Here is a 13,956-nt window from a genome sequence, read left to right as displayed (position 1 = left end):
TGTTTTGGTGAGGTGCGCAGGCCGTTCCCTTTGGGAGCGGCCTGCGCTTTTTTTATGTAAGCCCAAAAAAAATCCCTGCAGGTATAAGCCGCAGGGATTTCTTGTTTGAATAGGTATAGTGAGAACAGTGCTAGGGACGAGCGTACGCTCCGGATTAAGATTTTTTGTATGGGAATTTCTTGGAGGAGTTTCTCATCAGCGCATTCGACAATGACTTTCTGCTGCTGCCGATGCTTCCGGAGGCAGTGTAGTCATATTTCCAGAGCAGATCGCCCTTTTCGCCTTCATGTATTGTAATGGATGTGTTCACGCTGTTGGTAGGCCCCCAGGCGCCCACCAGCAGGCCCACCGCAATAGCGGCCCCATCAGACATCGGCTGCGACATGGTGGCCTTTCCGGAAATGATCGCATCCACGCCCAGTATCTGGCAGATCTCATCTCTTGAAACGGTGTTCATGTTTTCGTACGTGATGCCGGCCTCCGAAAGCAGTGCATTCGTCTTGTTCACATCCTGGAAATTAACCGTGTACTTGTTCTTCGACATCTCCCTGAGGAAAAATCCATACACATCGCCCTGCAAGCCATAGCCATAGTCTTTCTGCTGTTGCTTCATCATGTCGGGTGTCACGCCTTTCGGAAGCTTTCTGGACTCGATCAGTACATCGAAAGGCACAATGGCCAGCGTTTGATGCTTCGCCTTCACCTCCTTAAAAGAGGCAGCCGTGTAGATTTGAGGTCCGCAGGCTGTGAAAGTTACCGCCAGCAACAAAAAGAGTAGAATTTTTTTCATGTGTGAAATTTGAATGGAGGTTAAGTTTGTTTAAAAAATTGCGGATCAAATATAATATTATGGTTATATATATCTAGTGTTATGGTAAAATATATTTTAACCCACTGGCAGGTATAAATTGCATAAGGTGTAGCCAACCACACCTGCACCGGGGAGGTGGTGGCAAAACAATTGATGGCAGGTTGCCCGAAGATGGGCTATGCAAATGAAATTAAAGCATTACCCCATTATAGGCGCACAATCTGTAGCCTTGCCCATGAATGTTAATGATCTCCACGCTGGGGTCGTGGCGGAGGTATTTGCGAAGCTTAGCGATGTACACATCCATGCTGCGGCCTGTGAAGTAACTGTCTTCGTGCCAGATACGCAAAAGTGCCTGGTCGCGCGGCAGCACATCGTTCAGGTGCTCGCAGAGCAGGTGCAATAGCTCCGTTTCTTTTGGCGATAGCTTTTGGATGTCGCCGTTGTGATGTAGCAAGCGCAGTTTGTACTGGAAGCGATACTGGCCGATGGTATACTCGGTCACTTCCGGCTTCTCAGCGTTGGGTCCTCCACCGGTGCGGTGCATGATGGCCTTTATTTTGTAAAGCAGCACCTCCGAGTCAAAAGGTTTGGTAATATAATCGTCAGCCCCAATCTTAAAGCCCTCCAGCATGTCCTCCCGCATGGCTTTGGCCGTCAGGAAAATGAGCGGCATTTCAGGCTGTATCTTCTTTATCTCGCGGGCCAGCGTAAAGCCGTCTTTGCCCGGCATCATCACGTCAAGGATACACAGGTCGAAGGTCCCCTTTCTGAAAGCGGTGATAGCCTGGCAGCCGTCCGTGGAGAGGGTCACTTCATAGTCGTGCAGCTCCAGGTAGTCTTTCAGCACAATCCCAAAGTTCGGGTCGTCTTCGGCCAGCAGTATGTGTAGTCCTTTGTCGCTCATAGGAGGCTGTTTAGGTATAGGCTTTTGTTTAAAGATGCCGCGACGGGCGCTTAAGTTGCATGGTGCAGCAATTTCAGGCACCAACTGGTAAAAATACTTCGAACCGACTGCCTTTGCCAAGCTCACTTTGCAGTTTTATAGTGCCGTGGTGGGCCTTCACAATGGCCTTTACATAGCTAAGCCCGAGTCCGAAGCCTTTCACATTGTGTAGGTTTCCGGTCGGCACGCGGTAAAACTTATCAAATACCCGCAACTGTGCGTCACGCGTCATGCCCATGCCTTTGTCCTCTACTGCCAGCACAATGCCGCCAGCTGTGTCATAGGTTTGGATGCAGATGGCAGGGCGGTCCGGGGAGTATTTGTTCGCATTGTCAAGGAGGTTGCAGATGACGTTGTAGAAGTGCACTTCGTCCAGTTCGAGCTCCGGAGCGGCGGCATGGAGCTTGGTGGTGATGGTTCCCTGGCGTTCGGCCACCTGCAGGTGTATGCTCTCGATGGCTTTGCGCACGAGGGCATGCAGGTCGGTGTGTTTCAGGGTCATTTCATAGTCGTTCTTCTCGAGTCGGGCTATTTGCAGCACATTCTCTACCTGGGCGTTCATGCGCTTGTTCTCCTGCCGGATGATGCCGGTGTAGTACTGCACCTTCTCGGGCAGGCCGTATACCTTGGGGTTCGAAATGGCGTCGGCAGCTAGCGAGATGGTCGCGATCGGCGTCTTGAACTCGTGCGTCATGTTGTTGATGAAGTCGTTCTTCATCTCCGATAGCTTCTTCTGCCTGAAAATAATGTGAATGGTGGTGCCAAACGTAGCCACCATGATCAGGGTAAAGAGCGCTGAGAAGGCCAGCATCATCCAGAGCGATCTGATGGCATAGGCCCGGCTGTCAGGGAAGTATACGGCCAGGTATTCAGACTTATCAAATATATCGTTAGGGAACAGGCTGGCCTTGTAGGTAGCAAAGTTGCGGGTGTCGCTGGTGGGCAGGTGGGCCGCTGAAATAGTGTCCTGCTGGTTAGATAGCACCCAGTAACCGAAGTCCAGGCAAATGCCTTTGTCCTGCAGTTCGCTTTGCAGCAAGGGTTTAATTTCCTCCAGGTTCAGTCGCTGCTCTAGAGGGATATCCTTGGCGACATATTCCACCACCATCTTTTCCACCACATCGTTCAGCTTTTCCTTTTTGGCCTCTATTTTGGCGCGGTCCGGCGTGCTGGGTGAGGTGAGTTGAGCGACTTTGCGCTTTTCAGATTCTTCTGCTTTGCCAGATAAGGCGGCTGAGGCAGTGCTGGCTTTGTTGGCAGGGCCGCTTAGCGTGTTTTGCTGCTTCTGTATTGGCTCCTCCGGTCTTTTTACGTTCCGGATCGTGATCTTACTGCCTGCCATCACAGCCGCATGATCCGCCGCCATTGCCTCAGACAGGCTCTTGCGGGCAGCGTTTGCTTTCTTGTAAATATAGACACTGTCTTTGAGCACATTGATGGAGGCTATTTCGGCGGCATTGATGGCCCGGTCCAGAAAATTGCTGCGACGAAGGCTGTCCAAATGCAGGGCGATGTATTGCAGTGTATCCACTGAAAAGTGCAGGTTACGGCCATTTACCTGTCGGCTATACCTGACGGTGTGCTCCGGGAAGCGGTGGATTCGGAATGTGCTGTTCTGGCTCAGACGACGGGCACGGGCCTGCATAGAGTCTGCCTGCGCCTGCCAGACCGCCATGTACTGCTGGTGCTCCATGGGCGTGACTGGCATTCGTATACCTGAAGCCAGCATTTGCTGCATTACAGAGTCCAGGGCTTTGAACTCCGCCTGAAAATTTTGAAGCCCAGGATGCAGGAATACGTGTCCTTTTGGAGTTCCGGACAGTGTAGGCCTTTCCGGCTGTCTTTCTGTGATGGCTATACCTAGTGGAGCCCGTGGAGCGGGTGGGGCAGGAGGGTTACTGACGCGGGCCTGTTCGTTTGCCGTTGGTTGGGTGTTGCTGGTAAAGGAGATAGCAGCAGGGCTCAGCGGCTCTGCGACTGGTTCGGGCGCAGGAGTGGGTTGTTGCAACGTTGCCATGCCGTTGGCCACTGCCGACACGGCCTCCTGTGTCTCCAGCTTCTCGACCACCCGGGCAAGTGCCTCGTGTACGCTGCGGTCAAACTGCTCCTGCTTCACCTGTATGGCATCCGAAATCCAATACAGCTGAAGACCGACCATACCGAGTAACGATATGCTCATCAGCACGATAACCCCTATGATAGACAGCTTGCTCACATAACAAATTTACGTATTTCGGCTGGCTTGTCCATTACTTTAACTTTTCCTTAACAGACTTTAACCTGTCTTTAACGCTTCGGTGATGTGGGCCAGCGTACATTTGTGTAAACGATTCGCTAACTCCTTATTCCTGAACACTATGAACCTCTTCGTCCACATTCAAACCTTACTTAAACTGGCACTTGCCCTGCTACTGGGCCTTTTGCCTTTCCATCATGCGCTGGCACAGGAGGCTGGCCAGCAGAAGCGCAACATGCACATTAAAATGATTCGCACCGTGGATGGCAAGACGGTGGTGGTCGATACTACTTTTGCAGCCGAAACGGAAGAGGCCATTGCCAAAGCCCTGAAAGCCGCCCGCCTGGACACGGGCCACATGCGCCTGCTGGACGAAAAAATAAGGGCCTATACCCTGGGCAAGGAGGGGGAGGCCATGCTGAAGGCCAGGGTTCACAGCCTGAAAGCCGACAGTGCCATGAGGCGTGCCATGAAAGAGGTGCGCGTCCTCTCGCTGTCAGCGGATAGTATGAGCAAAGAAATGATGAAACGCATGGAAGCATTGCAGGGGGAGATGAAGCACATGGGTATAACCCTGGAGGGCCACCCGCAGATTCACATCCGTTCACTTAGCGATTCTTCCCATACCTTTACGTGGAAAGACGGTGAGCGAATCATGGCCATTAATCCGAAAGAAATTGAGCGGATCATTGTGGAGAGCATGCCCCGCGGACTTATAACCGACTCACTGCTCTCCAAAGAAGGCAAGGCTTATGTAAAGATCCTGAAGGGCGGAGAGAACAGAAAGGTATACCGCATCGACCGTGACGGAAACAAGCGTGAACTGATTGACGAGGAGATCGACCTGCAGCTGGCCCGAGATGGTCATGCCATCTTTATTGTGCGTAAGGCCAAAGTGGAGGATGTGACAAAGGCTGACAAGGAGCAATTGAAAGCCACCGGTGCTCCGGTAGAAATGAAATCGCGCGAGGAGCTGAAGGTGGAGGAGATCAACTTCTCGCCAAACCCCAACTCGGGGCGCTTTAACCTGAAGTTTTCGCTTAAGAACAAAGGCACCACCGTGGTGCGGGTGATGGACGACAAAGGGCAGGAAGTGTTTGTGGACACCGTAGAGAAACTGTCCGGCACCTACGAACGCGAAATCGACCTGACGCCTTTTGGGCGGGGTCTGTACTTTTTGCAAGTGGCCCAGGGAGACCGTTATCATACCAAAAAAATACTGGTGCAGTAAGTTTGTTTAGCAATTTGGTTCAGTAGAGAAGCCCGGTGTCTGCAGTACCGGGCTTTCTGTTTTAAAACTCTTCGCATCAGCTGCAAGTAAAAAGAGCAGTACCATACCTGAAACTATACCTGCGCCTGATGAAAAAACAGCTATACCTACTCACTTTCCTTTTCATTCTGTGTTTCCCGGCTGTGTCGCAATCGCAGCGGACCTACAACGCCACCCTGAGCGACTATGCCTACCGCTACCCGGTAAACTACCTGGAAGTAGAACAGGAAGGGCAAAAGTTCAAGATGGCGTATATGGACGTGTCGCCGCCTGCCCCTTTCAAAAACCCGCAAACGGTGCTGCTGCTGCATGGTAAAAACTTTCTGGGTGCCTACTGGCAACAAACCATGCACTTCCTGGCCGGCCAGGGGTTTAGGGTGGTAGTGCCCGACCAACTGGGCTTCGGCAAGTCAGACAAAGCGGAAGTGCAGTACAGCTTCCACCAGTTGGCGCAGCACACGCGGCATTTGCTCGAGCATCTCAAGATCAGTGAGGCCGTAGTGGTTGGGCACTCCATGGGTGGCATGCTGGCCACGCGCTTTGCGCTCATGTACCCGGAGGCAACCACCAAACTCGTGCTCGAAAATCCGATCGGGCTGGAAGACTACAGGCGCATAGTGCCATACAGGAACCTCGATGAGCTTTATCAGGAAGAACTGAAACGCACCGAAACCGGCATACGGGATTACCACAAAACGTACTATACCTCCTGGAAACCGGCCTATGACGAGTGGGTGCGAATACCTGCCGCGCAACTCCGCAGCCCCGACTACCCGCTTGTGGCACGGGTGGCAGCGCATACCTACGCCATGATTTATGAGCAGCCGGTTGTGTATGAGTTCAGTCAACTGACAATGCCTGTACTGCTTGCCATTGGGCTTGAGGACCGCACAGTGGTGGGCAAAGCGTACATTAAAAGCGAGGAGGAGCGAAAAAAATATGGGCAGTACCCGCAACTGGGCCAGCAAACGGCAGGCGCCATCCCTAACGCGCGGCTGCTGGAGCTAAAAGGAGTGGGACACATCCCGCACATTGAGGCGCCGGAGCAATTTCACAAAGCGCTGCTGGAGTTTTTAAAGCAATAAGGTTATACCTAAGTGCTTGCGCCTAGTGATGGTGGTGATGATCGTGGTCGTCGGGTTTGCTGTTGAAATTGGCAATGGTGCCTGCTCCAAAGAAAACAAACCAGCACAGGTATAGCGCATTGAAGTTCTCCACTGTCTTGCCAATGAAAAGCAGGATCACATTCGCCAGAATGGTCATCACCAAGCCCGTCATGGCTACAAACTGGTAGGAGTTCATCTCCCGCGGGTCGTATATTTTTGAAAGTTTCATATGCTTATTCGCTGCCGGTTCACTCTGTAACGCAATCGGGCCGCCATACGTGCCATAGGCCCTTTATTTTTCGCTCAAAGATAATCGAAAGAAACGGGAGATGTATAAATTGTTTGGTTGTTTAATTATGTTAAGTAAAGTGTGCTATACCTAACTGATCGGGCACATGAGCGTATACACAGGTAAACAAACCAATTGAATTATGGCTACAAGAGACGAAGATATACGGAACACGCCCAACCGACCGAAGAATGTGAACGAAACACACCGCGAGGGCCAGACCATGGGCAACAAGCCAGACCCCTCAGCCAAGCGCAATGTAGGGTATGGAGGCGCACTGGAGCGAGGCGACCAAAAGGACAGCCTGGAGAACCTGCACATAGGAGGCAATGAAACAACCGGCTATGGTGCAAACAACCCAAAAAGCACAGAGGAATTCGCCCAGGGCCCTGGTTTTGAGTACGAGGGCAGCGACACGGCCATGGACGATGATGTGAATGGCATCCGCAGTCGCCAGCAGCCTTTTGGCGAAGACGACTCTGAACCGCACGACAGTGACCAAAGCCGCATTTAAGGTATAGCTATACCTGCATCTAAGCAAAAAGCCCTGCCACCTTTAACAAGTGGCAGGGCTTTTTTAGGTATAGCCAGGGCTATGCTTCCCGCTTCGCGGATGGCCTGCTTTGGCCATTGCCTTTTTTGTTGCGCCAGTTTCTGCGGCCACCGCCGTTTGATGAGCGACCGGAATTTCCAGCACTTGCTGCTTCGCGGTTGCCGCCATCGTTTCCGCCTCCGCGGCTGTTGCTGCTGCGGTTGCCTGACGGTCTGTTGCCAGCAGCGGCAGAACGGTTACCGTTATTAGAAGCATCGCGGTTGCGCGGTTCTCTGCCCGCCGGGCCCTTTGGCTTTTTGGCCAATTCCAGGTTCACCGACAGATGCTCCGGAAGCGCAAACGGATGGTCTGCCTTTACTGTTATCTTTTTGTTGATCAGCTTTTGGATGTCGTTCAGGTAGTAGCGTTCCTCTTCATCGCAAAATGATAGCGCTATACCTGCGTTGCCGGCACGGCCGGTGCGGCCAATGCGGTGCACATATGTTTCGGGCTCATTTGGCAGCTCAAAATTGATCACATGCGACAGCTCTTCCACATCGATGCCGCGGGCGGCGATGTCAGTGGCCACCAAAACGCGGGTTGCCCCTGCCTTAAAGTTGCTCAGCGCCCGCTGGCGTGCGTTCTGCGACTTGTTGCCATGGATGGCCTCCGCCTGTATGTTGGCTTTGTTGAGGTCCTTTACCACGCGGTCGGCACCGTGCTTGGTTCTGGTAAACACCAGTACACGCTCAATTTCCTGATCAGAGAGCAGGTGGCGGAGCAGGTCGCGTTTGTCGTTTTTCTCCACAAAGTATACCGTCTGGCCCACTTTCTCAGCTGTAGACGACACAGGTGTTACTTCTACCTTCACCGGGTTAACCAGAATGGTATCGGCCAGCGCCTGAATGACAGGAGGCATGGTGGCTGAGAAGAAGAGCGACTGGCGCTGCTTCGGCAGCATGGGTATAATGCGCTTGATGTCGTGGATAAAACCCATGTCGAGCATGCGGTCCGCTTCGTCGAGCACGAAAAATTCCACGTGTTTCAGGGAGATAAAGCCCTGCCCAATCAGGTCGAGCAGGCGTCCGGGCGTCGCGATGAGCACGTCCACGCCACGCTTCAGTTCCTGAACCTGCGCATGCTGCGATACGCCGCCGAAAATAACGGTATGGCGCACGTCGGTGTTTTTGCCGTAAGCGGCAAAGCTCTCATTGATCTGTATAGCCAGCTCCCGGGTAGGAGTCAGGATAAGCGTTTTGATGGTTTTTGCGGATCTGTTTTTCTGGTTGTGCAACATTTGCAGCACAGGTATGGCGAAAGCGGCCGTCTTACCAGTACCCGTCTGGGCACAGCCAAGCACGTCGGTGCCTGCCAAAAGATGCGGTATCGCCCGTTCCTGAATCGGCGTAGGCTGGGTATAGCCCTCTGCCTGAAGCGCCTTCAGGATCGGTTCTATTAAATTTAATTCGCTAAATGTCATGTATGATTGATTATTGCAAGCTACAAAGGTAAGTCTATTATTCCGGCTTGCTCTTTTTTATTTATACCTTCCCGTTATTGCCTCGCAGCAGGTATAGGAAGGCTGATTACGGTTACAACAGGAAGAGCCCCCTAATAATTCAAAGCAGGCACTTCCAAGCCGGAGGCGCTATACCGGCGGGGAGTGATTGGGTAGAAAGTTTTGTTAGATTTGTGAAGGTATAGGCAGGCTGCGCTCAAAAAATACTGTATGGTGTAGCTGCATTAAACAGGCTTGAACATAAACAAAATGTCACAACCACATACACTGCACATCCGCAACATGGTGTGCCCCCGCTGCCTGAAGGTAGTGAACCAGGAATTGGACAAGCTGGATCTGCAACCAGTGGCCATACAGCTGGGTGAGGTAAAACTTGAGCAGGAGCCCTCGGCAGTGCAGCTGCAGCAGCTGCGGGAGGCCTTGCTGGAGAACGGGTTCGAACTGATAGAGGACAAGAAGGCAGAACTGGTCGAGAAGATCAAGATCGCCATTATCGAGCTGATCCGCTCGGGCGAGGTGGAAAACCTGAGCATCAATATCTCGGATTACCTGGCGCAGCAGCTGGGCCGCGATTACCATTACTTGAGCACGCTTTTCTCGGCTGAAGAAGGGGTGACGATTGCACGCTATGTGGTGCTGCAGAAAGTAGAAAGGGCCAAAGAGCTGCTCGCCTACAATGAGCTGAGCCTTAGTCAGATCAGTTTTCAGCTGGGGTATAGCAGCGTGGCGCACCTGTCGGCACAGTTTAAGCAGGTAACCGGGATGTCGCCCTCGGAGTATAAGAAAGCGGCGGCCCCGGCGCGGAAGCCGCTTGATAACCTTAATTGAAACAGGAGCTTATGGAAAAGGGGAACTATGGAAAGTTTGTGCTGATGCTGGGCCTTTCCTTTGTGGTGATGTATGTTGTCATGTTTAGCAACGTAGCCGAAATCAGCCACTTCCACCTGAACCTCAACCGCCTGTATATGACGATCCTGATGGTAGGCCCCATGGCTTTGATCATGCTGCTGGTCATGCGGTCGATGTACAAGGACAAAAAGCTGAACGCCATTATTGCCGCCATAAGTATCATCGCCACAGTTGGGTCGTTTATCATGCTGCGTAACCAGTCCTTTGTTGGCGACGAGGCTTTTATCCAGGCCATGATTCCGCATCACTCATCGGCCATACTGGTTAGTGAGGAGGCCAGGATACAGGACCCGGAATTGAAAAAGCTGGCCGAGGAGATTATCCGGACGCAGAAGAAAGAGATTGCCGAGATGGAGAAGATCCTCGAGCGGGTGGACTAGGTCGTTTGCCGCACATCAGGTTCTCCAAAAGCGGAAGCGCATGCTCCATCACAACTGACGAGGCATGCGCTTCTGCTTTTGGCAGGGAGAGTTACTCCTCCCGCACCAAGAACTCTTCTTTTATAAACTCGAGTATCTCGGGAGAAAGTGGCTTCGAGAAAAACTCTTTTACTTCTTTGTGGCTACGGGCGCTCTGAATGTCCTTGCGGTCAACAGCCGACGAAAGCATAAACAGGCTACACTTCTGGGTAACGTACTCCGGTAGTTTGCGGTACTCCTCTATAAAATTCCAGCCATCCATGCCGGGCATGTTGATGTCCAGGAAAATCAGGTCAGGGAAATTCTCTCCTGAGGGCTCTACAGAAGACTTCAGAAAATCAAGCGCCTCCTCAGCTGCTTGAAAGCTGAAAACGTCCTCGGCAAAGTTTTCATTTCGGATGATGCTCTCGCAAACAAAATTGTTCACCTCATCGTCATCAATCAAAACTACTCTTTTCAATGTATTCATTACTACAAGGTGTGTCTAAAATAAATATTAAAAGTAGTACCCACGTTCACCTGGCTGTCTACCTCCACTTTGCCGCCTAGCAGCTCAGCCTGGGTCTTGACAAGGTGTAATCCTAACCCCCGTCCTTCCCCGTGAGAGTGGAACCGCTTATATAAACCGAAAACTTTTTCTTTTTCCTTGCTCAGGTCGATCCCGAGCCCATTATCTGATACGCTGAGACAAATATAGTTAGGAATAGTGAAAGTTTTAAGTCGCAGATGCAAATTTCTGTCAGGAGATCGGTATTTCAAAGCATTTGTGATGAGATTGTGCATGATGCTGTGCACGTAGCTGCGAACACCAATGACAGCGGGCGCTTCCTCAAAGTCCCGTTCTATCGTCGTGTGCTCCCCGAGCCATTCCGTCGGGAGACTGTCGTATACCTCATCGAACACCTCTTCCAGCTTTATCTCTTCGCGCACATTGTTTAGCTCGCTCCGGATCGTGAGCAGGTCGTTGAGGTCGCGAATGGTGGCGTCGAGCAGTTTGGCCGACTTGAACATGTTCTCAACCACCCGCGGGTTCGTAGGCGAGTCAGGCTTGTGCTTGTTGTATATAGTGGTAAGGCCCAGTATGTTAGCGATCGGGGCGCGGAGGTTGTGCGACACAATGTAGGCGAACTGCTGCAGGTTTTGGTTTTGCTTCAGCAGTTGGTCCGTTAACTCGTCGCGTTTCTGCTGGGCTTCCTTATACGAAGTCATGTCCGAGGCAGAGCCGTCGATGCGGTAAACCATTCCGTTTTCATCTTTCCGGGGCGAAACCCGCAGCATCAGCCATTTGCACTGCCCGTCTTTTGTCTGGATGCGTACTTCGTAGTGCTGCCGCTTCCCTTTGAGCAGGGCAGGCAAAATATGCTGCGCCACGTACTGGCTGTCGTCGGGGTGAATGGTGCGGTACCAGAGGCCTGTCTGACCGGTGAATTCTTCTTCGGTATAGCCGGTCAGTTCGCGGCATTGCGGACTCACATACAGCATGTTAAAGGCTGTGTCGGCAGAGAAAATCATTTCCGGGATGTTCTCCAGTGTGGATTGCAGCAGGTTTTTGGTCCGCAGGGCTTCCTGCTCTGTCCGTTTGCGGTCTGTTATGTCCTGAACCGAGCCATGGAACCGCACCAGCCTGCCCTGATCGTCGTACTCCGGCTCGCCAATTTCATATACGGTGCGTTTGGAGCCGTCAGGCCGCACAATGGTATGCTCCAGCGACAGGATGCTTTTTTTCTCCGAAGCTTCTTTGATAGCTTCCAGTATGCCCTGACGCTCATCCTCTGGCACAAAATGTATGAAATTGAGCTGCGAAGGTATAAAGGACATTCTACTCACTCCGTAAATGTCGTACACGCTGTCAGACCAGCTAACCAGGTCATGTTCCATGTCGATCTCCCAATTACCGAGTTGTGCCAGTTGCTGGGCCCGGGCCAATTGCTCTTCGTTACGCTTGATGGTTTCCAGCGCCAGTTTGCGTTCCGAAATGTTGTGTACGCTGAGGGCCACCGCCAGCACGCGGTTGTCCGACCCCAGTACAGGACGGAGTGCGATCTCGTGCCAATAATCCCCGTGCCCGTCTTCATACAAGATCGTCTCGCCTTGCATAGCCCGCATGTGCTGCTCTCTGAATAGCTGGGCTTTCTCCGCGCATACAAAATCCAGGAAATTCATACCTGGTTTTAACTCGGCAATCAGCAGGTTGTGCACATCCTTCTTTGCCACGGCATTGCACATCATAATGTGCATAGAGCCATCGAGCAGGTAGATGGCCTGCGGAGAGCTGTCGAGCAGCGCCCGCAGGTTGGCTTCGCTGGCCATCAGTTTGTCCTGTGCAATGATCTGGTCTGTAATATCGATGATGGTGCCGTTCCAGATCACATGGCCGGTGTCTTTCCAGGTGGGCAGTCCGTGTGTCTGCACCCATTTCCACTTGCCTTCCTGCAACTGCCTGATCCGGAAATGCGCCACCAGCGGAGACAGGTTTAAATACGAGTCGCTGATGGCCTGCCGAACCTGCGCCACGTCTTCCGGCTCTATGTGCCGGTACAGCGCTGCCGAGCTTTTATATACCTCCTCAGGGCTTATCTGGAAAAGGTCCCGGATGCCGTCGCTCACGAAGGTGAAGGTATAGTCCGACTGGCTTTTCATTTCCATCTGAAAAACGGCACCCGGTATGCTGGAGCTTATTTCACGGAGCTGTTTCTCGCTTGTCTGAAGCTTTTCGAGCATCTGGAGGCGTTCATCCACGTTCATGGCCACGACCAGGCGCGGCATCGTCTCGCCAACAAGGGGCATGGCATGCGATATGATCTCCGCTACGAACGTGCTGCCATCGCGGCGCTTGTGACGCACACGGCTCTGCTGCGACTGCAATTTGTCTACCTGCTCCAGCCTCGATTTTAGCACCGGAACATCCTCCTCCGGTCTTATGTCAAATATGTTAAGCGTCAGGAATTCCTCCCTGCTGTAACCGTATTCCTGCAAGGTCGCCTGGTTTACGTCCAGAAACTGCATGGTGAGCCGGTCATAGACCCACATGGGCATCGGGTTCAGGTCGAACAGCATCTTGTACTGAACCTGACTGTGTAGCAGCGCCTGCTGCAGTTCCTGGCCCCTCTTCATCTCGGCGTTGAGCAGTTTGTAGTCGCGCCGTAGCCGCTGGATAACGTTGCGCAGCAGGTACAGGGCCACCAGGCTCACCATAACTAATATGGCCAGGATAAACTTATGGTTGTTCGTAAACGAGGCGATGGACAAAGATGCCTGCTGACTGCTCTGGCGGGTAGCCTGCCGCACACTCCTGCTGAGCTCCTTGAGGTGGTTCTGGTGCTGCAGGTACTCGGGTGTAATTACGGTACGATTGAAGGCCAGAGCTTCGGCTGTATTTCCGCTGCGGCTAAGCTGCAGCAGGTGCGTGATCAGGGTGTCGTGCGCTGCGGCCTCCTGCTCAAATTTGCGGAGTATGAGTCTGCGTTCTTCGCTTTCGATCATGGCCATCAGCCGGCTGGTGATGGCAGTGTTTTGCGCCTGAGTAGACCGGATGTGGCGCTCGTAGCTGGTTTTTTCGGATTCGCTGTCGGTGGTGAGGTGGAGGAGCACCGCTTTGTGCACGGCATCGTCGTTGGCCTGCAGGTCATCGATCAGGTCGAGCTCCTGCAGCGCCAGTACCACAAAGGCATCGTGGCTGAGCTGAACCTGGCGGGCCTGCAGGAAGGTATAGGAGGTAAGAACAAGAAGCGTTACGAGTAAACCTGCAAACGCGAGCAGCACAAGATAAGTCGTGCGCGATGCGGCATGCAAATGCGTCGGCTGGTCTGTTTTCAACATAAGGTAAGGTGAAGGTGCTTACTAAGTTAAGAAGCACGTGTAAATGAGTAGCGAATTTTGCACCGATCGAAATCGGTGTTTATACTCGAACATAAACAAT

The 13,956-nt window shown here is 52.5% G+C and carries 12 protein-coding genes; 5 read left to right on the top strand and 7 right to left on the bottom strand.

The features are described from left to right. Positions 1 to 154: 154 nt before the first annotated feature. The 3 genes from BD749_RS05545 to BD749_RS05535 all read right to left on the bottom strand — a co-directional run bounded on the left by BD749_RS05545 (position 155) and on the right by BD749_RS05535 (position 3,972). Positions 155 to 790 carry a hypothetical protein gene (locus BD749_RS05545; protein WP_101443343.1) on the bottom strand — a complete coding sequence of 212 codons (636 nt, stop codon included), beginning with the start codon at positions 788 to 790 and terminating at the stop codon, positions 155 to 157. A 211-nt stretch (positions 791 to 1,001) separates the two neighbouring features. Beyond that, positions 1,002 to 1,718: a response regulator transcription factor gene (locus BD749_RS05540; protein WP_101443342.1), complete on the bottom strand. Its 717-nt coding sequence runs from the start codon at positions 1,716 to 1,718 to the stop codon at positions 1,002 to 1,004. A 73-nt stretch (positions 1,719 to 1,791) separates the two neighbouring features. After that, complete coding sequence (locus BD749_RS05535; protein WP_101443341.1) at positions 1,792 to 3,972, bottom strand: sensor histidine kinase; 2,181 nt, start codon at positions 3,970 to 3,972, stop codon at positions 1,792 to 1,794. 142 nt (positions 3,973 to 4,114) lie between these two features. Between BD749_RS05535 and BD749_RS05530 the strand changes: the two genes are divergently transcribed. Both BD749_RS05530 and BD749_RS05525 read left to right on the top strand, forming a co-directional pair. After that, positions 4,115 to 5,224 carry a T9SS type A sorting domain-containing protein gene (locus BD749_RS05530; RefSeq protein ID WP_180336324.1) on the top strand — a complete coding sequence of 370 codons (1,110 nt, stop codon included), beginning with the start codon at positions 4,115 to 4,117 and terminating at the stop codon, positions 5,222 to 5,224. 128 nt (positions 5,225 to 5,352) lie between these two features. Continuing rightward, entirely contained in the window at positions 5,353 to 6,348 is a 996-nt protein-coding gene (locus tag BD749_RS05525) for an alpha/beta fold hydrolase (RefSeq protein WP_101443339.1), read from the top strand. A 22-nt stretch (positions 6,349 to 6,370) separates the two neighbouring features. Here BD749_RS05525 and BD749_RS05520 read toward each other — a convergent pair whose 3' ends face one another. Continuing rightward, on the bottom strand, positions 6,371 to 6,598 hold the full coding sequence (locus BD749_RS05520) for a hypothetical protein (protein WP_101443338.1): 228 nt from the start codon (positions 6,596 to 6,598) through the stop codon (positions 6,371 to 6,373). A gap of 202 nt (positions 6,599 to 6,800) precedes the next feature. Here BD749_RS05520 and BD749_RS05515 point away from each other — a divergent pair, with 202 nt between their 5' ends. Then, positions 6,801 to 7,172 carry a hypothetical protein gene (locus BD749_RS05515; RefSeq protein ID WP_101443337.1) on the top strand — a complete coding sequence of 124 codons (372 nt, stop codon included), beginning with the start codon at positions 6,801 to 6,803 and terminating at the stop codon, positions 7,170 to 7,172. Positions 7,173 to 7,251: 79 nt separating this feature from the next. On the opposite strand, the gene BD749_RS05510 is transcribed toward BD749_RS05515, so the two are convergent. Beyond that, the gene (locus BD749_RS05510; protein WP_101443336.1) at positions 7,252 to 8,670 is read right to left on the bottom strand and encodes a DEAD/DEAH box helicase; all 1,419 of its coding nucleotides are present in this window, start codon (positions 8,668 to 8,670) and stop codon (positions 7,252 to 7,254) included. 288 nt (positions 8,671 to 8,958) lie between these two features. Between BD749_RS05510 and BD749_RS05505 the strand changes: the two genes are divergently transcribed. Both BD749_RS05505 and BD749_RS05500 read left to right on the top strand, forming a co-directional pair. Beyond that, positions 8,959 to 9,537, top strand: coding sequence for a helix-turn-helix domain-containing protein (locus tag BD749_RS05505; RefSeq protein ID WP_101443335.1), 579 nt, complete (start codon positions 8,959 to 8,961; stop codon positions 9,535 to 9,537). Positions 9,538 to 9,548: 11 nt separating this feature from the next. Beyond that, the gene (locus BD749_RS05500) at positions 9,549 to 9,998 is read left to right on the top strand and encodes a DUF305 domain-containing protein (protein ID WP_101443636.1); all 450 of its coding nucleotides are present in this window, start codon (positions 9,549 to 9,551) and stop codon (positions 9,996 to 9,998) included. 91 nt (positions 9,999 to 10,089) lie between these two features. Here the strand turns inward: BD749_RS05500 and BD749_RS05495 are convergent, their stop codons facing one another. Beyond that, the gene (locus BD749_RS05495; RefSeq protein ID WP_101443334.1) at positions 10,090 to 10,506 is read right to left on the bottom strand and encodes a response regulator; all 417 of its coding nucleotides are present in this window, start codon (positions 10,504 to 10,506) and stop codon (positions 10,090 to 10,092) included. A 2-nt stretch (positions 10,507 to 10,508) separates the two neighbouring features. Further along, complete coding sequence (locus BD749_RS05490) at positions 10,509 to 13,856, bottom strand: PAS domain S-box protein (protein ID WP_101443333.1); 3,348 nt, start codon at positions 13,854 to 13,856, stop codon at positions 10,509 to 10,511. Positions 13,857 to 13,956: the final 100 nt, after the last annotated feature.

Source organism: Pontibacter ramchanderi (assembly GCF_002846395.1).
GTDB lineage: Bacteria > Bacteroidota > Bacteroidia > Cytophagales > Hymenobacteraceae > Pontibacter > Pontibacter ramchanderi.
This window is presented reverse-complemented; position numbering and strand designations above follow the sequence as displayed.

Excerpts from the sequence above, each read along its gene's own strand:
- BD749_RS05545 (WP_101443343.1), bottom strand. The coding sequence starts at position 790 with ATGAAAAAAATTCTACTCTTTTTGTTGCTGGCGGTAACTTTCACAGCC.
- BD749_RS05540 (WP_101443342.1), bottom strand. The coding sequence starts at position 1,718 with ATGAGCGACAAAGGACTACACATACTGCTGGCCGAAGACGACCCGAAC.
- BD749_RS05530 (WP_180336324.1), top strand. The coding sequence starts at position 4,115 with ATGAACCTCTTCGTCCACATTCAAACCTTACTTAAACTGGCACTTGCC.
- BD749_RS05525 (WP_101443339.1), top strand. The coding sequence starts at position 5,353 with ATGAAAAAACAGCTATACCTACTCACTTTCCTTTTCATTCTGTGTTTC.
- BD749_RS05520 (WP_101443338.1), bottom strand. The coding sequence starts at position 6,598 with ATGAAACTTTCAAAAATATACGACCCGCGGGAGATGAACTCCTACCAG.
- BD749_RS05515 (WP_101443337.1), top strand. The coding sequence starts at position 6,801 with ATGGCTACAAGAGACGAAGATATACGGAACACGCCCAACCGACCGAAG.
- BD749_RS05510 (WP_101443336.1), bottom strand. The coding sequence starts at position 8,670 with ATGACATTTAGCGAATTAAATTTAATAGAACCGATCCTGAAGGCGCTT.
- BD749_RS05505 (WP_101443335.1), top strand. The coding sequence starts at position 8,959 with ATGTCACAACCACATACACTGCACATCCGCAACATGGTGTGCCCCCGC.
- BD749_RS05500 (WP_101443636.1), top strand. The coding sequence starts at position 9,549 with ATGGAAAAGGGGAACTATGGAAAGTTTGTGCTGATGCTGGGCCTTTCC.
- BD749_RS05495 (WP_101443334.1), bottom strand. The coding sequence starts at position 10,506 with ATGAATACATTGAAAAGAGTAGTTTTGATTGATGACGATGAGGTGAAC.
- BD749_RS05490 (WP_101443333.1), bottom strand. The coding sequence starts at position 13,856 with ATGTTGAAAACAGACCAGCCGACGCATTTGCATGCCGCATCGCGCACG.